The sequence below is a fragment of the Leclercia sp. 1548 genome, assembly GCF_050435045.1.
In the GTDB taxonomy this organism is placed as follows: Bacteria; Pseudomonadota; Gammaproteobacteria; order Enterobacterales; family Enterobacteriaceae; genus Enterobacter; species Enterobacter adecarboxylatus.
Genome location: NZ_JBNDJP010000002.1, coordinates 803,541 through 821,912, shown reverse-complemented (window position 1 = coordinate 821,912; position 18,372 = coordinate 803,541). Strand labels below are relative to the sequence as shown.

The 18,372-nt window shown below is 54.6% G+C and carries 21 protein-coding genes and 1 pseudogene; 13 read left to right on the top strand and 9 right to left on the bottom strand.

The features are described 5' to 3' along the window. Positions 1 to 2: 2 nt before the first annotated feature. From trpCF to ABIE02_RS09175, 6 genes are all read left to right on the top strand, one after another. Positions 3 to 1,361: a bifunctional indole-3-glycerol-phosphate synthase TrpC/phosphoribosylanthranilate isomerase TrpF gene (gene trpCF, locus ABIE02_RS09200; protein WP_059307707.1), complete on the top strand. Its 1,359-nt coding sequence runs from the start codon at positions 3 to 5 to the stop codon at positions 1,359 to 1,361. A 10-nt stretch (positions 1,362 to 1,371) separates the two neighbouring features. Then, positions 1,372 to 2,565 (top strand): tryptophan synthase subunit beta, encoded by a 1,194-nt coding sequence (trpB, locus tag ABIE02_RS09195; RefSeq protein ID WP_032611228.1) that lies wholly within the window; start codon positions 1,372 to 1,374, stop codon positions 2,563 to 2,565. Beyond that, positions 2,565 to 3,374 carry a tryptophan synthase subunit alpha gene (gene trpA / locus ABIE02_RS09190; RefSeq protein WP_117385501.1) on the top strand — a complete coding sequence of 270 codons (810 nt, stop codon included), beginning with the start codon at positions 2,565 to 2,567 and terminating at the stop codon, positions 3,372 to 3,374. The genes trpB and trpA overlap by 1 nt, the downstream gene beginning before the upstream one ends. A 156-nt stretch (positions 3,375 to 3,530) precedes the next feature. Continuing rightward, positions 3,531 to 4,742 (top strand): selenium metabolism membrane protein YedE/FdhT, encoded by a 1,212-nt coding sequence (gene yedE / locus ABIE02_RS09185; RefSeq protein ID WP_059307705.1) that lies wholly within the window; start codon positions 3,531 to 3,533, stop codon positions 4,740 to 4,742. Then, positions 4,739 to 4,972, top strand: a complete 234-nt coding sequence (gene yedF, locus ABIE02_RS09180) for a sulfurtransferase-like selenium metabolism protein YedF (protein WP_130588714.1) — start codon at positions 4,739 to 4,741, stop codon at positions 4,970 to 4,972. Before yedE ends, yedF begins: the two co-directional genes overlap by 4 nt. Before the next feature lie 156 nt (positions 4,973 to 5,128). Further along, positions 5,129 to 5,401 (top strand): DUF883 family protein, encoded by a 273-nt coding sequence (locus ABIE02_RS09175; protein WP_051915983.1) that lies wholly within the window; start codon positions 5,129 to 5,131, stop codon positions 5,399 to 5,401. A 31-nt stretch (positions 5,402 to 5,432) separates the two neighbouring features. On the opposite strand, the gene ompW is transcribed toward ABIE02_RS09175, so the two are convergent. Then, on the bottom strand, positions 5,433 to 6,065 hold the full coding sequence (gene ompW / locus ABIE02_RS09170) for an outer membrane protein OmpW (RefSeq protein ID WP_032611237.1): 633 nt from the start codon (positions 6,063 to 6,065) through the stop codon (positions 5,433 to 5,435). A gap of 225 nt (positions 6,066 to 6,290) precedes the next feature. Between ompW and ABIE02_RS09165 the strand changes: the two are divergent. The 4 genes and pseudogenes from ABIE02_RS09165 to yciA form a co-directional block, all read left to right on the top strand. Then, positions 6,291 to 6,380, top strand: a pseudogene (locus ABIE02_RS09165) (YkgJ family cysteine cluster protein); the annotation flags it as partial. Between the two features lie 25 nt (positions 6,381 to 6,405). Continuing rightward, complete coding sequence (locus tag ABIE02_RS09160; protein WP_336994527.1) at positions 6,406 to 7,149, top strand: YciC family protein; 744 nt, start codon at positions 6,406 to 6,408, stop codon at positions 7,147 to 7,149. A gap of 56 nt (positions 7,150 to 7,205) precedes the next feature. Next, on the top strand, positions 7,206 to 7,745 hold the full coding sequence (locus ABIE02_RS09155; RefSeq protein ID WP_336994526.1) for a septation protein A: 540 nt from the start codon (positions 7,206 to 7,208) through the stop codon (positions 7,743 to 7,745). A 55-nt stretch (positions 7,746 to 7,800) separates the two neighbouring features. Continuing rightward, on the top strand, positions 7,801 to 8,196 hold the full coding sequence (gene yciA / locus ABIE02_RS09150; RefSeq protein ID WP_032611243.1) for an acyl-CoA thioester hydrolase YciA: 396 nt from the start codon (positions 7,801 to 7,803) through the stop codon (positions 8,194 to 8,196). 43 nt (positions 8,197 to 8,239) lie between these two features. Here yciA and tonB read toward each other — a convergent pair whose 3' ends face one another. Further along, the gene (gene tonB, locus ABIE02_RS09145; RefSeq protein WP_336994745.1) at positions 8,240 to 8,977 is read right to left on the bottom strand and encodes a TonB system transport protein TonB; all 738 of its coding nucleotides are present in this window, start codon (positions 8,975 to 8,977) and stop codon (positions 8,240 to 8,242) included. Positions 8,978 to 9,198: 221 nt separating this feature from the next. On the opposite strand from tonB, the gene ABIE02_RS09140 reads away from it, so the two are divergent. Beyond that, on the top strand, positions 9,199 to 9,495 hold the full coding sequence (locus ABIE02_RS09140; RefSeq protein ID WP_032611245.1) for a YciI family protein: 297 nt from the start codon (positions 9,199 to 9,201) through the stop codon (positions 9,493 to 9,495). 35 nt (positions 9,496 to 9,530) lie between these two features. On the opposite strand, the gene leuE is transcribed toward ABIE02_RS09140, so the two are convergent. Next, on the bottom strand, positions 9,531 to 10,166 hold the full coding sequence (leuE, locus tag ABIE02_RS09135; RefSeq protein WP_032611246.1) for a leucine efflux protein LeuE: 636 nt from the start codon (positions 10,164 to 10,166) through the stop codon (positions 9,531 to 9,533). Positions 10,167 to 10,236: 70 nt separating this feature from the next. Beyond that, positions 10,237 to 10,410 (bottom strand): YciY family protein, encoded by a 174-nt coding sequence (locus tag ABIE02_RS09130; protein ID WP_098946243.1) that lies wholly within the window; start codon positions 10,408 to 10,410, stop codon positions 10,237 to 10,239. Positions 10,411 to 10,552: 142 nt separating this feature from the next. On the opposite strand from ABIE02_RS09130, the gene cls reads away from it, so the two are divergent. Then, positions 10,553 to 12,013 (top strand): cardiolipin synthase, encoded by a 1,461-nt coding sequence (gene cls, locus ABIE02_RS09125; RefSeq protein ID WP_032611248.1) that lies wholly within the window; start codon positions 10,553 to 10,555, stop codon positions 12,011 to 12,013. A gap of 37 nt (positions 12,014 to 12,050) precedes the next feature. After that, positions 12,051 to 12,380 carry an HI1450 family dsDNA-mimic protein gene (locus tag ABIE02_RS09120; RefSeq protein ID WP_032611249.1) on the top strand — a complete coding sequence of 110 codons (330 nt, stop codon included), beginning with the start codon at positions 12,051 to 12,053 and terminating at the stop codon, positions 12,378 to 12,380. Positions 12,381 to 12,438: 58 nt separating this feature from the next. On the opposite strand, the gene oppF is transcribed toward ABIE02_RS09120, so the two are convergent. From oppF to oppA, 5 genes are all read right to left on the bottom strand, one after another. Beyond that, positions 12,439 to 13,443 carry a murein tripeptide/oligopeptide ABC transporter ATP-binding protein OppF gene (gene oppF, locus ABIE02_RS09115; RefSeq protein WP_032611251.1) on the bottom strand — a complete coding sequence of 335 codons (1,005 nt, stop codon included), beginning with the start codon at positions 13,441 to 13,443 and terminating at the stop codon, positions 12,439 to 12,441. Then, positions 13,440 to 14,453, bottom strand: coding sequence for an ABC transporter ATP-binding protein (locus ABIE02_RS09110; RefSeq protein WP_336994525.1), 1,014 nt, complete (start codon positions 14,451 to 14,453; stop codon positions 13,440 to 13,442). The genes oppF and ABIE02_RS09110 overlap by 4 nt, the downstream gene beginning before the upstream one ends. 11 nt (positions 14,454 to 14,464) lie before the next feature. After that, positions 14,465 to 15,373, bottom strand: coding sequence for an oligopeptide ABC transporter permease OppC (oppC, locus tag ABIE02_RS09105; protein ID WP_032611264.1), 909 nt, complete (start codon positions 15,371 to 15,373; stop codon positions 14,465 to 14,467). A gap of 14 nt (positions 15,374 to 15,387) precedes the next feature. Further along, positions 15,388 to 16,308 (bottom strand): oligopeptide ABC transporter permease OppB, encoded by a 921-nt coding sequence (gene oppB, locus ABIE02_RS09100; RefSeq protein ID WP_032611266.1) that lies wholly within the window; start codon positions 16,306 to 16,308, stop codon positions 15,388 to 15,390. 85 nt (positions 16,309 to 16,393) lie between these two features. After that, a complete protein-coding gene (oppA, locus tag ABIE02_RS09095; protein ID WP_032611268.1) occupies positions 16,394 to 18,025 on the bottom strand; it encodes an oligopeptide ABC transporter substrate-binding protein OppA in 1,632 nt (543 codons plus the stop codon). Positions 18,026 to 18,372: the final 347 nt, after the last annotated feature.

Below are 18,372 nucleotides of genomic sequence, written 5' to 3'. Positions count from 1 at the left end.
CAATGCAGACCGTATTAGCGAAAATCGTTGCCGATAAGGCCATCTGGGTTGAAGCGCGTAAACAGCAGCAACCGCTCGCCAGCTTCCAGAATGAAGTGGTACCGAGCAGCCGTCGTTTTTATGACGCCCTGCGGGGCGCGCGCACCGCGTTTATCCTGGAGTGCAAAAAGGCCTCCCCGTCGAAAGGGGTGATCCGCGATGATTTCGATCCGGCACAGATTGCCGCCATTTATAAGCACCACGCCTCGGCCATTTCGGTGCTGACCGATGAGAAATATTTCCAGGGCAGTTTTGATTTCCTGCCGATCGTCAGCGGGATCGCCCCACAGCCGATTTTGTGCAAAGACTTTATTATCGAACCGTATCAAATCTGGCTGGCGCGCTTTTATCAGGCCGATGCCTGCCTGCTGATGCTCTCGGTGCTGGATGATGAACAGTACCGCCAGCTCGCTGCCGTCGCACACAGCCTGAACATGGGCGTGCTGACCGAGGTGAGCAATGAAGAGGAGCTGGAGCGCGCCATTGCTCTGGAGGCAAAAGTGGTGGGCATTAATAACCGCGACCTGCGCGATCTCTCTATCGACCTTAACCGCACCCGCCAGCTGGCGCCGCGTCTGGGGGCAGGCGTGACGGTGATCAGCGAGTCCGGCATTAACAGTTATGCCCAGGTTCGCGAGCTGAGTCACTTCGCTAATGGCTTCCTGATTGGCTCTGCCATGATGGAGCAGGCAGATCTTAGCGCGGCGGTACGTCGCGTTCTGTTGGGTGAGAATAAAGTGTGCGGCCTGACGCGTCCCCAGGATGCCGCCGCGGCATATGAAGCAGGCGCGATTTACGGCGGGCTGATTTTTGTTGAGTCCTCCCCGCGTAACGTCAGCGAGTCCCAGGCGCGCGACGTGATCGCCGCCGCCCCACTGCAGTACGTGGGCGTATTCCGCAATGCCGCCATCGAAAAAGTGGCGGCCACTGCCGGGGCACTCTCTCTCGCTGCCGTACAGCTGCATGGCAGCGAGGATCAGGACTATATCAATGCCTTGCGCGCAGTGCTGGAACCCCAGGTGCAAATCTGGAAAGCACTGAGCGTGGCCGAGATCCTGCCGCCGCGCACGCTGCAGCATATCGATAAATATGTTCTGGATAACGGCCAGGGCGGAACCGGGCAGCGCTTTGACTGGTCGCTACTTGACGGTGAGAAGCTGGATAACGTCCTGCTTGCCGGAGGTTTAAGCCCGGACAACTGCGTTGAAGCCGCTAAAGCGGGCTGCGCAGGTCTCGATTTCAATTCAGGCGTTGAGTCGCAGCCGGGCATAAAAGATGCCAGCAAACTGGCTTCGGTGTTCAAAACGCTGCGTGCATATTAAGGAAGAGAAGATGACCACATTATTAAACCCTTACTTTGGCGAATTCGGTGGCATGTATGTGCCGCAGATCCTCATGCCCGCCCTGCGTCAGCTGGAAGAGGCGTTCGTGAGCGCGCAAAAAGATCCGCTCTTCCAGGCTGAATTTACCGACCTGCTGAAAAACTATGCCGGTCGTCCAACGGCGCTGACCAAATGCCGCAACCTGACCGAGGGCACGAACACCACGCTGTACCTGAAGCGTGAAGATCTGCTCCACGGCGGCGCGCATAAGACCAACCAGGTGCTGGGTCAGGCGTTGCTGGCAAAACGGATGGGTAAAACCGAAATCATTGCCGAAACCGGCGCCGGTCAGCACGGCGTGGCCTCGGCGCTGGCCAGCGCCCTGCTCGGCCTGAAATGCCGCATCTATATGGGGGCAAAAGACGTTGAGCGTCAGTCACCGAACGTCTTCCGTATGCGTCTGATGGGCGCGGAAGTGATCCCGGTGCACAGCGGCTCGGCCACCCTGAAAGATGCCTGTAACGAGGCGCTGCGCGACTGGTCCGGCAACTATGAAAATGCCCACTATATGCTGGGCACCGCGGCTGGCCCGCACCCGTTCCCGACCATCGTGCGTGAATTCCAGCGCATGATTGGCGAAGAGACCAAAGCGCAGATCCTCGAAAAAGAGGGGCGTCTGCCGGATGCGGTGATCGCCTGCGTGGGCGGTGGCTCCAATGCCATCGGCATGTTTGCTGATTTTATTGATGACGCCCGCGTGGGGCTGATTGGCGTTGAACCAGCAGGTCACGGGATTGAGACCGGTGAACACGGTGCACCGCTGAAGCATGGTCGCGTTGGCATCTACTTCGGTATGAAAGCGCCGATGATGCAGACCGACGAAGGGCAGATCGAAGAGTCTTACTCCATTTCTGCCGGGCTGGATTTCCCGTCCGTTGGGCCGCAGCACGCACACCTGAATAGTATCGGTCGCGCCGAATACGTGTCGATTACCGATGATGAGGCGCTGGACGCGTTTAAGACCCTGTGTCGCAAAGAGGGGATCATCCCGGCGCTGGAGTCTTCTCACGCGCTGGCCCATGCCCTGAAAATGATTAAAGACAACCCGGAAAAAGAGCAACTGCTGGTGGTGAACCTTTCCGGTCGCGGTGATAAAGACATCTTCACCGTTCACGATATTCTGAAAGCACGAGGGGAAATTTGATGGAACGTTACGATAACGTGTTTGCTGAGCTGAAAGCCCGCAAGGAAGGCGCCTTTGTTCCCTTCGTTACACTGGGAGATCCGTCTCCTGAGCAGTCGCTGAAAATCATCGACACGTTGATTGAAGCGGGTGCCGATGCGCTGGAGTTGGGCATTCCCTTCTCTGATCCGCTGGCTGACGGCCCGACCATCCAGGCTGCCACCCTGCGCGCTTTTGCGGCAGGCGTGACCCCGTCCCAGTGCTTTGAGATGCTGGCGACCATTCGCCAGAAATACCCGACTATCCCCATCGGCCTTCTGATGTACGCCAACCTGGTCTTCAACCGCGGCATCGACGAGTTCTACGCCGAATGCGCGCGCGTGGGAGTCGATTCGGTGCTGGTGGCAGATGTGCCGGTAGAGGAGTCAGCCCCGTTCCGTCAGGCGGCGATGCGTCATAACGTCGCGCCGATCTTTATCTGTCCGCCGAACGCCGACGATGAACTGTTGCGCCAGATCGCCTCTCACGGCCGCGGGTATACCTATCTGCTGTCCCGTGCCGGGGTAACAGGTGCAGAGAACAAAGCGGCCCTGCCCCTGCATCATCTGGTGGAAAAACTGTCAGAGTACAACGCTGCCCCACCGCTGCAGGGCTTTGGTATCTCGGCCCCTGAGCAGGTCTCTGCGGCGCTGGGTGCCGGCGCGGCGGGGGCCATTTCCGGTTCGGCAATCGTGAAAATCATCGAAAACAACGTCAATACACCTGAGAAAATGCTGAGCGAGCTGAAAAGCTTCGCCAGCGCCATGAAAGCGGCGACCCGTCCACAATAACCGAACCGCCGTCTGGTTTTGCCAGACGGCGGTTCGCATAAATTGATCCTGTCGTGCTTTCCTGCATTTAACCCTTTTCAAATATGTTTCCCGGCGTATTATCCCCTCCTCTAATAAGGCTTCCTCCTTAAACCTTCTGAGTTCAGAGGCTTAACTATGTCATGGCAACACTTTAAACAGACTTATTTAATTAAGTTCTGGTCCCCCGTTCCTGCGGTCATTGCGGCAGGCATCCTCTCCACCTACTACTTTGGCATCACCGGTACCTTCTGGGCCGTTACCGGCGAATTCACCCGCTGGGGCGGACAGTTACTGCAACTGGCAGGTGTTCATACCGAAGAGTGGGGCTACTTTAAACTGATCCACCTTGAAGGCACCCCGCTCACCCGTATCGACGGCATGATGATCATCGGCATGTTCGGGGGCTGTTTCGCCGCCGCGCTGTGGGCCAACAACGTTAAACTGCGTATGCCGCACAGCCGGATCCGCATTGCCCAGGCGGTTGTTGGCGGCATTATTGCCGGATTTGGCGCGCGTCTGGCGATGGGGTGTAACCTGGCCGCCTTCTTTACCGGGATCCCCCAGTTCTCTCTGCACGCCTGGTTCTTTGCTCTGGCCACCGCCGTCGGCTCATACTTTGGCGCACGCTTCACGCTGCTGCCGCTGTTCCGTATTCCGGTCAAAATACAAAAAGTGAGTGCCGCTTCGCCGCTGACCCAGAAGCCGGATCAGGCGCGTCGCCGCTTTCGTCTGGGAATGCTGGTGTTCTTCGGGATGCTGGCCTGGGCGCTCTGTACCGCGCTGAATCAGCCTAAACTTGGTCTGGCAATGCTGTTCGGCGTCGGCTTTGGCCTGTTGATCGAGCGGGCGCAGATCTGCTTTACCTCGGCGTTTCGCGACATGTGGATCACCGGGCGCACCATGATGGCCAAAGCCATCATCGCCGGAATGGCAGTGAGCGCCATCGGTATTTTCAGCTACGTTCAACTGGGCGTGGCGCCCAAAATCATGTGGGCAGGTCCAAACGCCATTATCGGCGGGCTGCTGTTTGGCTTTGGGATTGTGTTGGCAGGCGGCTGCGAAACGGGCTGGATGTACCGCGCGGTGGAAGGCCAGGTGCACTACTGGTGGGTGGGCCTGGGTAACGTGATTGGTTCCACGCTGCTGGCCTTCTACTGGGATGATTTCGCGCCTGCGCTGGCTACCAACTGGGACAAAGTCAATCTTCTGAACACCTTTGGTCCGCTGGGCGGGCTGCTGGTGACCTATCTTTTGTTGTTGATCGCCTTTTTACTGGTGCTGGCGCAGGAGAAACGCTTCTTCCGTCGTGCTGCCGTGAAAACTGAACTTCGTGAGGATGCCGCATGAAAGAGATCGTTCCTGACTACCGCCTCGATATGGTGGGTGAGCCTTGCCCCTACCCGGCTGTCGCGACCCTTGAAGCGATGCCGCAGCTGAAAAAAGGTGAGATCCTTGAGGTGGTGAGCGACTGTCCCCAATCCATCAACAATATCCCGCTGGATGCCAAAAATCATGGCTACACCGTGCTGGATATTCAACAGGATGGACCGACGATCCGCTATCTCATCCTGAAATAACGACAGGGTGGCGACAGGCCACCCTTTTTTATCCCCCCGCTAATACCCGCCTATTTAGATTTGACTTATACCGTAGGGTCTTAAGTATTAATCTCATTTTCTTCAGGATATCCCCATTGAGTCTATGCTTAACATTGACTACAAAAGGAGAACGTTATGTCAGACCAAAATCTTGATAATGATGCACAATATGCTGGTGAAAAAGCGAAGAACAAGCTGGATGAGGCGGCTGGTGCTGCGCAGCAGCAGTTTGGTGAATTTGTTGATTCGCCAAAACATCAGTTAAAAGGTGCCGGGCGCAAATATGCCGCGCAGGCAAGTGACGTAGTGACTGATGTTACCGATGCAGTGAAAAATAATCCCCTTACCGGCCTGATTGCCGCAGGCGCAGTAGGTATTGTCCTCGGCCTGTTGCTGGGTCGTAGATAAATAAAAAAGGCCCTTCGGGGCCTTTTTTACGTCAGAAGCGATATCCCGCCGAGAACATAAACACCCACGGATCCAGACGGGTATTGATATTTTGCTGCTGATCCCCCGCCTTAAAGCGCACTTCGGTGTCGATATCCATGTACCAGACCGACATGTTAATCAACCAGTCGCGGTTGATGAGATAATCCAGGCCCGCCTGCCCCGCCATGCCCCATGAATCTTTCAGACTCAGATCGGAAAGGCCCGCGGCTTTACCGGTGTCGTTAAACTTTTCGTCAAAGAAGGTGGTGTAGTTGACCCCGGCTCCCACATAGGGGCGCACTTTGCTGCTGGCGTCACCGAAATACCACTGGGCCATCAACGTGGGCGGCAGATGATGAACCGTGGCGATGTCCCCGGTTGGGCCAGTCCCGACCTTGTGACGAAACGGCGTGGCTGCCAGCAATTCAACGCCAACGTTGTCGGTGGCCATCCAGGTAAAGGTCATTCCGGCCTGGGTATTGTTACTGACGTTGAATCCGCCCAGGCCCAGAACATTATCCGAGCCTTCCGTAGGACGTACCGTGGCAGATCCCAGGCGGAAAAAGAACTCACCGGCTTCGTGTGCAACGGCACCGCCGGAAAACGTACCCAGAATCAGCGCTGCTATCACTGCTTTTTTCATATCCACTCCCTCGTTATGGTTTTATTCGAGAACGGAATATACCTACAAATGATTAATAAGTGATCTCGCAGGGATCACATTAAATTCAGCAATTTAACATTCATTGATCTAAATTAATTTTTTTAACCGTAGGCAAAAATTGGTAGTCGGTGTCTGGATCAATTTCGCGCTTTCGGACAAATAAAGCGCAGTGGGAAAACACACGCGCAAAATTCCAGCGACGCATTACGGGCGCTTTACAAAGATATGCTTTTCCATACAACCCTTGATACTGCCACCGGGCAGTTATCCAGGGTACAATTGCCCGCTAATTAACACCTGCAATACTCAAGGAGAGTGCATGTCTATCACGGCGAAGTCTGTCTACCGTGACACGGGGAATTTCTTCCGCAATCAGTTCATTACCTTTTTACTGATCGCCTTGTTGTGCGCATTAATCACGGTGGTACTTGGTCATGCCTTTTCGCCGAGTGAGGAGCAAATTGCCAGCCTGAGTCAAGGCGATCAGATCGCCAGCAGCGTCGGGCTGTTTGAGATGGTGCAAAATATGACCCCAGAGCAACAGCAGATCCTGTTGCGCGCCTCTGCGGCCACCACCTTCTCAGGATTGATCGGCAATGCCATTCTGGCAGGTGGCGTACTGTTAATGATCCAGCTGGTGTCTGCCGGGCACCGCGTCAGCGCCCTGCGGGCGATTGGTGCCAGCGCGCCGCTGCTGCCGAAACTGTTTATCCTGATCTTTTTGACCACCATGCTGGTGCAATTGGGGATTATGCTGGTTGTGGTGCCGGGCGTGCTGTTATCGATTGTGCTCGCCTTCGCGCCGATTATGGTGGTGCAGGACCGAATGGGCATTTTTGTCGCCATGCGTAGCAGCATCCGACTGGCATGGTCTAATATGCGTCTGGTTGCCCCGGCGGTGATGAGCTGGCTGCTGGCTAAGACCTTGCTGCTGCTGTTTGCCCCGAACCTGTCCGTGCTGACCCCGAACGTCGGTGCCGTGGTGGCCAATACGGTTAGCAATCTGATCTCAGCGGTATTACTGGTCTATTTGTTCCGCCTGTATACCTTAATTCGCCAGTAATTTTTCTGATGGCTCCGGCGCCACGCCCGGGCCATCGCAGATGATGGAATCGAAGAATGAAGCAGTTTCTTGATTTTTTACCCCTGGTTGTCTTTTTTGCCTTCTACAAGCTGTATGACATCTACGCGGCAACCACCGCTTTGATCGTTGCCACCGCAGTGGTGCTGATCTACAGCTGGGTGCGCTACCGCAAGGTCGAAAAGATGGCCTTAATTACCTTCGTGCTGGTGGCCTTTTTTGGCGGGTTGACCGTCTTTTTCCACAACGATGAGTTCATCAAATGGAAAGTGACCGTCATCTACGTGCTGTTTGCCGGTGCCCTGCTGTTCAGCCAGTGGGTCATGAAAAAGCCCCTTATTCAGCGCATGCTGGGTAAAGAGCTGGACCTGCCGCAGAGCGTCTGGTCGCGTCTGAATATCGCCTGGGCGGTGTTCTTTATTCTCTGTGGCCTGGCGAATATCTATATCGCCTTCTGGCTGCCGCAGAATATCTGGGTCAACTTCAAAGTGTTTGGTCTGACCGCGTTAACGCTGATCTTTACCCTCCTGAGCGGTGTCTATATCTACCGCCATATGCCGCAAGACGATAAGCATTGATCCACCGGCCAGCGCACATCCCGCGCTGGCCACTTCGTTATAAGCTGAGAAAATAATGACAACACAAGACGCCCCGCAGGGCGAACTGGTCTTACGTACGCTGGCAATGCCTGCCGATACCAATGCGAACGGTGACATTTTTGGCGGCTGGCTGATGTCGCAAATGGATATGGGTGGGGCAATCCTCGCCAAAGAAATTGCTCAGGGCCGCGTGGTGACGGTCCGGGTTGACGGCATGACCTTTCTGCGCCCTGTCGCGGTTGGGGACGTGGTGTGCTGCTACGCGCGATGCGTAAAGCGTGGGAATACCTCGGTGTCGATCAACATCGAAGTGTGGGTAAAAAAGGTCTCCTCTGAGCCTATCGGCCAGCGTTACAAAGCGACCGAAGCGCTGTTTATCTATGTCGCGGTGGATAACGACGGGAAACCACGTCCATTGCCTCAGGCCTGACATTCAGGCCAAAAAAAAGCCTCCATCTGGAGGCTTTTTTATTTTATTCCATCTGTGCCCCGCCGTTGAGGCGGAAGACGATATTCACGATCAGCCCGCGGCCTGGCTTACCGGGTTCGTAACGCCATTTGCGCATTGCGGTTTTCACGTCCCGCTCAAACATATTCGATGGCTGCGCGGAAAGGATTTCGACATTATCCACCCGTCCGTCTGCGGTCACGTCAAACTTCACGCGAACACGCCCTTCGATGCGTAAAGCCTGCGCACGCGCCGGGTAGACCGGCTGGTTACGGCTCAGCGCACGTGGGCCGGAAGGGGTCGTCACAACGGGCTTCGCGGTGGCCGGGGACGAGTTCATCACCGGGCGAGCCGGGGCCGCTCTCTCAACCGGCTGGGTGGTGCGAGGCTCGACCGGACGCTCTTGACGCCTCGGACGCTCTTCCACTTTTTTCTCCGGTTTTGGTTTCGGCTTCGGTTTTGGCTTAGGCTTCGGCTCCGGTTTATGGATCACCACAGGCGCTTCTTTAGGGGGTTCAGGAACGATTTCTGGTTCCGGTTCCGGCTCGGGTTCTGCAACAGGCTCTGGTTCTGGTGGTGGCGCAACCTGTACAGGCTCCAGCTCTGCAGGCGTTACCATGGTCACAGAAATCGGCTGCGCGGGCGCTGGCATTTCAATAACCTGATGTACCGATGTGTAAAGCAGACCCGCCACGACGGCTCCATGAATTCCGACAGACAACAGCGTCGGCCAGGGAAAGCGGCGAGGGAGTTCAAGGGTCATTGAAGTCATAATCGTTTCAGTTAAAAAGCCAGGCCCTGATTTTAAATGCAAATAGCAATCATATTCAATAAGGCAGTTACACTTCGCCCGAATTAACCGTCCAACAGGCGAAAAAAGGCACGTAGCGAGCAGGGTTTTAACAATGTCGCTATCTTTGCATTGCAGTCCCCTGCACTTTCACATAACGTAATTCCTACTTTTATTGGCTAAGGAGCTTTGCCGTGCTTTATGTGATTTTTGCTGCAGATGTTGCTGATTCTCTGGAAAAACGCCTCTCCGTGCGTCCTGCCCATCTGGCGCGCTTACAACTGCTGCATGACGAAGGCAGATTGCTGACCGCCGGGCCAATGCCTGCCGTCGACAGCAACGATCCGGGTGCGGCAGGCTTTACCGGCTCGACGGTGATTGCCGAGTTCGAATCGCTGGAAGCGGCACAGGCCTGGGCGCAGGACGATCCGTACGTGGCAGCTGGCGTGTATGATAACGTCGTGGTGAAGCCCTTTAAAAAAGTTTTCTAGGATAAAAAAAGGCTCCTTACAAGGAGCCTTTTTTGTTAGTGCAGCGATGCCAGCCGCGCCGCGAACCCGACAAATAACAAACCTATCAATCCATTCCCCAGCTTCGCCAGTTTCTTTTTTGTCTTGAGGTAGCGGGTGACAAACGCCCCGGAGAAAATCAGGAAGCTCATATAGATAAAGCTGATGATCTCCAGCGTGACCGCGAGGATCATAAACGCCACGCCGGTGTTATTAGCCTGAACGTCAATAAACTGCACAAAGAACGAAACATAAAACAGGATCGCTTTCGGGTTGGTCATACTCAGCACCAGCGAGCGTTTCATAATGGTTTTTGCCGGCTCGATACCGCCCGCTTCGCCTTGTTGTTTATGTTTGATAACCGACCAGAGCATCTTGCCGCCCAGCCATAATAAATAGAACGCCCCAAGATAGCGGACAATATTGAACAGCACAGGGGTAGTCTGAATAAGCGCCGCCACACCTGCCCACGCAAGAAACATCAGCACCGCATCACCAATAAACACGCCGCTGGCCGCCAGATAGCCTTTCTTCACGCCGTGACCAATACCGGTTTTTAAGACAAACAGCGTATTCGGCCCTGGAACCAGAACAATGAAAATGGCCCCGACAACGTAGGTCCAGAAATTAAGCACACCGAAATCCGCAAACATTTCATCCTCCTTTTCGAAACAGCGAATAAATAAAAAACATCGGGCACCTCTGAGGGTGCCCTTGTGTCATTCAGTAATCCTGAACGGCGAACAGTAACGCATTGCGATGACGGTTCATACTGCATTTTCTGATGGCGTGGATACGCATATTACGGCGGGATTGTGCTTCCAGCCAACGCGCTTTGCGACGACCTGTCTGTCGCAACATGCGCCAGCGCCCTACTTCTGTTCTACTGCGCTTCATGTTAACAACTCTTACTAAAACAGAGCGCTCATTATAGACCCTTGCCTGCGGCAAACCAGTGCTTTTATCTGGGGTTTTTATTTGCCAGAAATATCCTGACGCGTAAACTCTTAACAATACGCTTTCAAAAGGATTTTTTATTATGACAACCTTCTACACCGTGGTGAGTTGGCTGCTCATTCTGGGATACTGGCTGCTCATCGCAGGTGTAACATTACGCATCCTGATGAAGCGCCGAGCCGTTCCCTCCGCCATGGCATGGCTGTTGATCATTTTTATCCTGCCGCTGGTGGGTATTATTGCGTATCTCTCCTTTGGTGAGCTTCATCTCGGTAAACGCCGGGCGGAGCGCGCCCGCGCCATGTGGCCCTCCACCGCAAAATGGCTCAACGATCTCAAATCCTGCAAACATATCTTTGCCGAAGAGAACAGCGACGTCGCCGCCTCCCTGTTTCAGCTCTGTGAGCGCCGCCAGGGCATTGCCGGGGTGAAAGGCAATCAACTTCAGCTGATGACCACCTCCGATGACGTGATGAATGCGCTGATCCGCGACATTCAGCTAGCGCGCCATAACATCGAGATGGTGTTTTACATCTGGCAGCCGGGCGGCATGGCCGATCAGGTTGCTGAGTCTCTGATGGCCGCCGCGCGCCGGGGCATTCACTGCCGTCTGATGCTCGACTCCGCCGGTAGCGTGACCTTTTTCCGCAGCAACTGGGCGTCGATGATGCGCAACGCCGGGGTGGAGGTGGTCGAAGCCTTAAAAGTGAATCTGCTGCGTGTGTTCCTGCGCAGGATGGACCTGCGCCAGCACCGCAAAATGGTGCTAATCGACAACTACATCGCCTATACCGGCAGCATGAACATGGTGGATCCGCGCTTCTTTAAACAGGACGCTGGCGTGGGCCAGTGGGTCGATCTGATGGCCCGTATGGAAGGCCCGGTCGCGACCGCGATGGGCGTGGTCTACTCCTGCGACTGGGAGATCGAAACCGGTAAACGCATTCTGCCCCCGCCGCCTGATGCCAATATCATGCCGTTTGAGCAAGCCAGCGGGCATACGATTCACACCATTGCCTCCGGCCCCGGTTTCCCGGAAGACCTTATCCACCAGGCGCTGCTCACTGCGGCCTATTCCGCCCGTGAATACCTGATCATGACCACCCCCTACTTTGTGCCGAGCGACGATCTGCTGCACGCCATCTGTACCGCCGCCCAGCGCGGGGTTGATGTCAGCATTATTCTGCCGCGCAAAAATGATTCGGTGCTGGTAGGCTGGGCCAGCCGGGCCTTCTTCAGCGAGCTGCTGGCCGCCGGGGTAAAGATCTATCAGTTTGAAGGTGGGCTGCTGCACACCAAAAGCGTGCTGGTGGATGGCGAACTCAGTCTTGTGGGGACGGTTAACCTCGATATGCGCAGTCTGTGGCTCAATTTTGAGATCACCCTGGTCATCGATGACGCCGGATTTGGCGGGGATTTAGCCGCGGTACAGGATGACTATATCTCGCGCTCGCGCCTGCTGGACGCGCGTTTGTGGGTGAAAAGGCCGCTGTGGCAGCGAATTACCGAACGACTGTTTTACTTCTTTAGTCCGTTGCTGTAAAACGTGCCCAACCAACGATGTTTAACAGGTAGTCATCATGGAAATGGATCTGAACAATCGCCTGACCGAAGACGAAACGCTCGAGCAGGCTTACGATATCTTTCTTGAACTGGCCGTCGATAATCTCGACCCGGCAGATGTCATTCTCTTTAATCTGCAGTTTGAAGAGCGCGGCGGTGCCGAGCTGTTCGACCCGTCTGAAGACTGGGCCGAGCATGTGGATTATGACCTGAACCCTGACTTCTTCGCTGAAGTCGTCATTGGTCTGGCCGATACCGACGGCGGTGAGATTAACGACATCTTTGCCCGCGTCCTGCTGTGTCGCGAGAAAGACCACAAGCTGTGCCACATTCTTTGGCGGGAATAACATCTGCCGCGAATAAAAAAGGCTGCGAATGCAGCCTTTTTTATTACATGTTAACCACTCAGAGCGGGTCGACCTTCAGACAGGAGACCGCATGACGGAAGCTGCCTTCCAGCACCGGACGGGTTTTCGCGCATTCCGGCCCGGCCATCGGGCAACGGGTACGAAATACGCAGCCGGACGGCGGATTGATCGGCGACGGCAGTTCCCCTTCCAGAAGCTGAATAGTTTTATTCTTCTCCAGATCGGGATCCGGGACCGGCACCGCAGACATCAAGGCTTTGGTATAAGGGTGCAGCGGGTTGTGGTACACCTCATCATAGGTGCCCAGCTCTACCGCATGGCCGAGATACATCACCAGCACGCGATCGGAGATGTGCTTCACCACCGCCAGATCGTGAGCGATAAAGATCAACGACAGCCCCATCTCACGCTGCAGTTTTTGCAGCAGGTTAACCACCTGCGCCTGGATAGATACGTCCAGCGCCGAGACCGGTTCGTCACAGATAATCAGTTTCGGCTCGAGGATCAGCGCACGGGCAATCCCGATACGCTGGCACTGGCCGCCTGAGAACTCGTGCGGATAACGGTTGATGAGGTTTGGCAACAGCCCCACTTTCATCATCATCGCCTTCACGCGATCGCGCACTTCGGTACGTGGCATTTTCGGATGATAGGTGCGCAGCGGCTCGGCGATGATCTCGCCAATGGTCATGCGCGGGTTCAGGGAGGCCAGCGGATCCTGGAAAATCATCTGAATGTCGCTGCGCACGTCGCGCCACTCGTCAGGCTTCATCCCCAACAGATCTTTACCCAGCCAGGCCACTTTGCCGTCTGTGGCTTTGACCAGCCCGATAATCGCACGGGCAAAGGTGGATTTACCGCAGCCCGACTCGCCCACCACGCCGAGCGTCTCCCCTTCGTACAGACGCAGGGTTACGCCATCCACGGCTTTCAGGGTTTTTGCCGGCTGCCAGAACCACTGCTTGCCATCTTTAATGTCAAAGTGGACTTTCAGATCCGCGATTTCGAGCAGGACGTTACGTTTTTCGTCAATGACAGTCATACCAGCTCCTCGTACGGCTTAAAGCAGGCACGCAGACGGCCTGGGGCAAACTCTTCCAGCGGTGGCGCGCTGTTGCAGATCTCCATCGCGTGTGGACAACGCGGCTGGAACGGACAGCCTTTTGGCAGACGCAGCAGGTTTGGCGGGTTGCCCGGAATAGTCAGCAGCGACTCGCCTTCCGCATCAAGACGCGGTACGGCATTCAGCAGGCCGATAGAGTACGGGTGCGCCGGGTGGTAGAACACATCCCGCGCGTTTCCGTACTCCATGGTGCGGCCAGCATACATTACCAGCACTTTATCGCAGATGCCGGCCACTACGCCCAAATCGTGGGTAATCATAATGATCGCCGTATTGAACTCGCGCTTCAGCTCGTTCAACAGGGTCATGATTTGCGCCTGAACGGTAACGTCCAGCGCGGTGGTTGGCTCATCGGCAATCAGCAGTTTTGGTCTGCACAGCAGCGCCATGGCTATCATAACGCGCTGGCGCATACCGCCAGAGAACTCATGCGGGAACATGCGCATACGCTTACGCGCTTCCGGCATTTTCACCGCATCGAGCATTTTGACCGACTCTTCAAAGGCTTCGGCTTTGCTCAACCCCTTATGCAGCATCAGGACTTCCATCAGCTGCTCGCCGACGCGCATGTACGGGTTCAGGGAGGTCATCGGATCCTGGAAAATCATCGAGATCTGCTCGGCACGCAGCTTGTTCAGCTCGTTCTCCGGCAGGTTAAGGATCTGTTTGCCGTTAAAGGTGGCAGACCCTCCGATGACGCCATTTTGCGCCAGCAGGCCCATCAGCGCAAAAGCGGTCTGGGATTTACCGGAACCGGACTCACCCACGATACCCAGCGTTTCACCGGCCCGCAGACTGAAGTTGAGATCGTTTACGGCGGTCACATCGCCATCCGGCGTTTTAAAGGTGACGCGCAGATCTTTCACATCCAGCAGAGCATTGCCCTGCTGATGCATTTGTGGCGCAGATGCCGTTTCAATAATGGTCATGGCGGCGCTCCTTAACGGTCTTTCGGGTCGAGGGCATCACGCAGGCCATCGCCGATAAAGTTGAAACAAAACAGTGTCACGACCAGGAAACCTGCCGGGAACAGCAGCAGCCACGGTGAAACCTCCATCGAGTTCGCGCCATCGCTCAGCAGCGCACCCCAGCTACTCAGTGGCTCCTGGGTACCCAGGCCGAGGAAGCTGAGGAAGGATTCAAACAGGATCATGCTTGGCACCAGCAGGGAGGCATAGACCACCACCACACCCAGTACGTTCGGCACGATATGACGCACCACGATATTGCCGGTAGAGACCCCACCCACCTGCGCTGCTTCGATAAACTCTTTGCGCTTCAGGCTCAGGGTCTGACCACGCACGATACGCGCCATATCCAGCCAGGAGACCATGCCGATGGCAACGAAGATCAGCAGGATATTCTGACCGAAGAAGGTCACCAGCAGGATCACGAAGAACATGAACGGGAAGGAGTTGAGGATCTCAAGGATACGCATCATCACTGAGTCTACTTTACCGCCGAGATAGCCTGAGAGCGATCCGTACAGCGTACCCAGAATCACCGCCACGAAGGCTGCGGCGATCCCCACCATCAACGAGATACGCCCACCGATGGCCACACGGACCAGCAGGTCACGCCCGGAGGAGTCGGTACCAAAATAGTGACCCGATTCGCTATCCGGCGCGCTGGACATCATGCCCCAGTCGGTATCGAAGTAGGTGAACTGCGACAGCATAGGTGCAAAGGTCACGAACAGAGCGATAATCACCAGTACAATCAGGCTGGCAACCGCCGCACGGTTGTGCATAAAGCGACGGCGGGCATCCTGCCAGAGACTGCGTCCTTCGACTTCCAGTTTTTCACTGAAGTTTTCCAGCGCCTCGCTGTTTTTCTTACTTAACATCATGGCGAGCTCCAGTGTCAGTAGCGGATTTTCGGATCGATAACGGCATACAGCACGTCAACAATCGCGTTAAAGAAAATGGTCAGCGCACCGACGAGAATGGTCAGACTCAGTACCAGTGAGTAGTCGCGGTTCAGGGCACCGTTAACAAACAGCTGACCGATACCTGGCAGACCATAGATGGTTTCGATAACCATTGAACCGGTAATGATACCGACGAACGCCGGGCCTAAATAAGAGAGAACCGGCAATAACGCAGGTTTTAATGCGTGACGGAAAATAATCCGACGCATCGGCAGCCCTTTTGCGCGCGCGGTACGAATGAAGTTAGAGTGCAGGACTTCAATCATCGAACCACGGGTGATACGCGCGATGCTGGCGATATAGGCCAGTGATAAGGCCACCATCGGCAGGATCATGTACTGCAGTGCCCCACCGTTCCAGCCACCGCCGGGCAGCCATTTCAGGGTGATGGCAAATATCATCACCAGTAAGGGCGCGACGACAAAACTCGGTATGACGACACCGGTCATTGCCACCCCCATAACGGCATAATCCCATTTGGTATTTTGATTCAGCGCGGCAATGACGCCCGCCGTAACGCCAAGAATAACGGCCAGTAAAAATGCCGCGGCGCCTAATTTAGCCGAAACGGGGAAGCTGGAAGCCACCAAATCGTTTACGGAATAATCTTTATATTTAAATGACGGTCCAAAATCGCCATGCGCCAGCTGCTTCAGATAATTGAAATACTGGGTGGAGATCGGATCGTTTAAATGATATTTCGCTTCAATATTCGCCATCACTTCTGGCGGCAGCGTACGTTCACCGGTAAATGGACTGCCCGGCGCGAGACGCATCATAAAGAACGAGATCGTTATAAGAATAAAAAGCGTTGGGATCGCTTCAAGACAGCGACGTAGGATAAATTTCAACATTGCCCGTACCTTCTGGCGTGTGCCTATATAGTATTACGATGAGTAGACACCGTGGGGCGAGCATCGCCCGCCCCACTCATTGCCATTAATGCTTGATAATATACAAGTTTTTGACGTAGATATTATCCATCGGGTCTTTACCGGTATAACCACCCACCCACGGTTTCACCAGACGGGCGTTCACGTAGTAGTAGACCGGGACGATCGCAGAGTCTTTATCGAGCTGCTGTTCAGCTTTCGAATACAGCTCAGCGCGCTGCGCTTCGTCCGTGACTTTCAGGGTATCGCCGATCAGCTTATCGAACTCTGCGCTCTTATAGTGTGCAGTGTTGTTCGAGCTGTCGCTCAGCATGGTATTCAGGAAGGAGGTCGGTTCGTTATAGTCCGCACACCAGCCTGCACGCGCCACATCAAAGGTGCCCTGATGACGGCTGTCCAGGAAGGTTTTCCACTCCTGGTTTTCCAGCTTCACGTTCGCACCCAGGTTTTTCTTCCAGATGGAGGAGACGGCGATAGCCAGTTTTTTATGCAGATCGGAGGTGTTATACAGCAGGCTAAAGGTCAACGGCTTGTCAGCGGTATAACCGGCTTCGGCCAGCAGTTTCTTCGCTTCTTCGTTACGTTTTTCCTGTGACCAGCCGAACCACTCTGGCTGAGTCAGTTTTGCACCATCGGTGTACGGTGGGGTGTAGCTGTAGGCTGGCAGGTCGCCCTGGTTTTTCACTTTGTTCACGATGATATCGCGATCCAGTGCCAGCTTAAGTGCGGTACGCACGCGAACGTCGGTGAATGGCGCTTTCTGGTTGTTGATTTCGTAGTAATAAGTACACAGATACGGGTCAACGTGCACTTCAGCTGGGATCTCTTTTTTCAGTTTCTGGAACAGTTCGATCGGCATGTTGTTATAGGTCATGTCGATTTCGCCGCTGCGGTAGCGGTTAACGTCAGTCACTTCAGACGAGATTGGCAGGTAGGTAACCTGGTTGATAACGGTCTTCGCGTTATCCCAGTAGTTGGTATTACGCTCCAGATCGATACGTTCGTTAACAACCCAGGCTTTCAGCTTATAGGCGCCGTTAGTAATGATATTGGCAGGCTGGGTCCACTTCTCACCGAATTTTTCAACCGCGGCTTTAGGCACCGGGGAAACGGACGGGTGTACCAACAGTTTGTAGAAATAAGGTACTGGCTCGCTCAGGGTGACTTCGAAGGTATTGTCATCGATCGCTTTTACGCCGAGGTCGGTAATCGGTTTTTTGCCGGTGATGATGTCATCAATATTGGCGATGTGGCCATACTGCAGATAGCTCGCGTACGGAGAGGCGGTGTTTGGATCCGCCAGGCGCTGCCAGCTATAAACGAAATCTTGTGCGGTAACCGGGGAACCATCAGACCATTTTGCGTCTTTACGCAGGTGGAAGGTCCAGACTTTAAAATCTTTGTTTTCCCATTTTTCGGCAACCCCGGCAACCGGGTGGCCGTCTACGTCAGTAACCAGCAGACCTTCGAACAGGTCGCGGTTAACGTTAGACTCCGGTACACCTTCAATTTTGTGCGGATCCAGAGACTGAACCTCAGCACCGTTGTTACGCACCAGCGTTTGCTTCTCCGCCAGTTGAACCCCAGCAGGTACGTCAGCAGCCATTGCAACGTTGCCCGCGATTAGCGCAGTTAGAATTCCCGCCGCGACCAGACTTTTTTTTGTGATGATGGACATTGTGTTGATACTCCACTCTTTATAATTACTGGTTTTTACCAGCCTGTTTAATTCCCCTTTTTGGGGTTCCCTGACAACGTAGGAGTTTATGCTGCTGTCAGGCGTTTTTACTTCTCGCTATCACCGACTTTACTATTACTAACGGCTCGTCTGGCCGCCTTGCGTCGATTCTTAACAGACTTCCCCTGTCGAAGCCTGTCTTAATTCTTTTAGATCAGAACCGTTAATGAAAAAGATTCTCATCTAATAGATTTCTGCGAAAAATATAAGGCCGGAAAGTATCAAATGGTTTTCACGGGTGCCAATACATTTTGCAAATTTGTTAACCAATTCTCTTTTACGGGAGA

What these genes read in the sequence shown, in the direction of transcription:
- trpCF (WP_059307707.1), top strand. Translation starts at nt 3, where the DNA reads ATGCAGACCGTATTAGCGAAAATCGTTGCCGATAAGGCCATCTGGGTT.
- trpB (WP_032611228.1), top strand. Translation starts at nt 1,372, where the DNA reads ATGACCACATTATTAAACCCTTACTTTGGCGAATTCGGTGGCATGTAT.
- trpA (WP_117385501.1), top strand. Translation starts at nt 2,565, where the DNA reads ATGGAACGTTACGATAACGTGTTTGCTGAGCTGAAAGCCCGCAAGGAA.
- yedE (WP_059307705.1), top strand. Translation starts at nt 3,531, where the DNA reads ATGTCATGGCAACACTTTAAACAGACTTATTTAATTAAGTTCTGGTCC.
- yedF (WP_130588714.1), top strand. Translation starts at nt 4,739, where the DNA reads ATGAAAGAGATCGTTCCTGACTACCGCCTCGATATGGTGGGTGAGCCT.
- ABIE02_RS09175 (WP_051915983.1), top strand. Translation starts at nt 5,129, where the DNA reads ATGTCAGACCAAAATCTTGATAATGATGCACAATATGCTGGTGAAAAA.
- ompW (WP_032611237.1), bottom strand. Translation starts at nt 6,065, where the DNA reads ATGAAAAAAGCAGTGATAGCAGCGCTGATTCTGGGTACGTTTTCCGGC.
- ABIE02_RS09160 (WP_336994527.1), top strand. Translation starts at nt 6,406, where the DNA reads ATGTCTATCACGGCGAAGTCTGTCTACCGTGACACGGGGAATTTCTTC.
- ABIE02_RS09155 (WP_336994526.1), top strand. Translation starts at nt 7,206, where the DNA reads ATGAAGCAGTTTCTTGATTTTTTACCCCTGGTTGTCTTTTTTGCCTTC.
- yciA (WP_032611243.1), top strand. Translation starts at nt 7,801, where the DNA reads ATGACAACACAAGACGCCCCGCAGGGCGAACTGGTCTTACGTACGCTG.
- tonB (WP_336994745.1), bottom strand. Translation starts at nt 8,977, where the DNA reads ATGACCCTTGAACTCCCTCGCCGCTTTCCCTGGCCGACGCTGTTGTCT.
- leuE (WP_032611246.1), bottom strand. Translation starts at nt 10,166, where the DNA reads ATGTTTGCGGATTTCGGTGTGCTTAATTTCTGGACCTACGTTGTCGGG.
- ABIE02_RS09130 (WP_098946243.1), bottom strand. Translation starts at nt 10,410, where the DNA reads ATGAAGCGCAGTAGAACAGAAGTAGGGCGCTGGCGCATGTTGCGACAG.
- cls (WP_032611248.1), top strand. Translation starts at nt 10,553, where the DNA reads ATGACAACCTTCTACACCGTGGTGAGTTGGCTGCTCATTCTGGGATAC.
- ABIE02_RS09120 (WP_032611249.1), top strand. Translation starts at nt 12,051, where the DNA reads ATGGAAATGGATCTGAACAATCGCCTGACCGAAGACGAAACGCTCGAG.
- oppF (WP_032611251.1), bottom strand. Translation starts at nt 13,443, where the DNA reads ATGACTGTCATTGACGAAAAACGTAACGTCCTGCTCGAAATCGCGGAT.
- ABIE02_RS09110 (WP_336994525.1), bottom strand. Translation starts at nt 14,453, where the DNA reads ATGACCATTATTGAAACGGCATCTGCGCCACAAATGCATCAGCAGGGC.
- oppC (WP_032611264.1), bottom strand. Translation starts at nt 15,373, where the DNA reads ATGATGTTAAGTAAGAAAAACAGCGAGGCGCTGGAAAACTTCAGTGAA.
- oppB (WP_032611266.1), bottom strand. Translation starts at nt 16,308, where the DNA reads ATGTTGAAATTTATCCTACGTCGCTGTCTTGAAGCGATCCCAACGCTT.
- oppA (WP_032611268.1), bottom strand. Translation starts at nt 18,025, where the DNA reads ATGTCCATCATCACAAAAAAAAGTCTGGTCGCGGCGGGAATTCTAACT.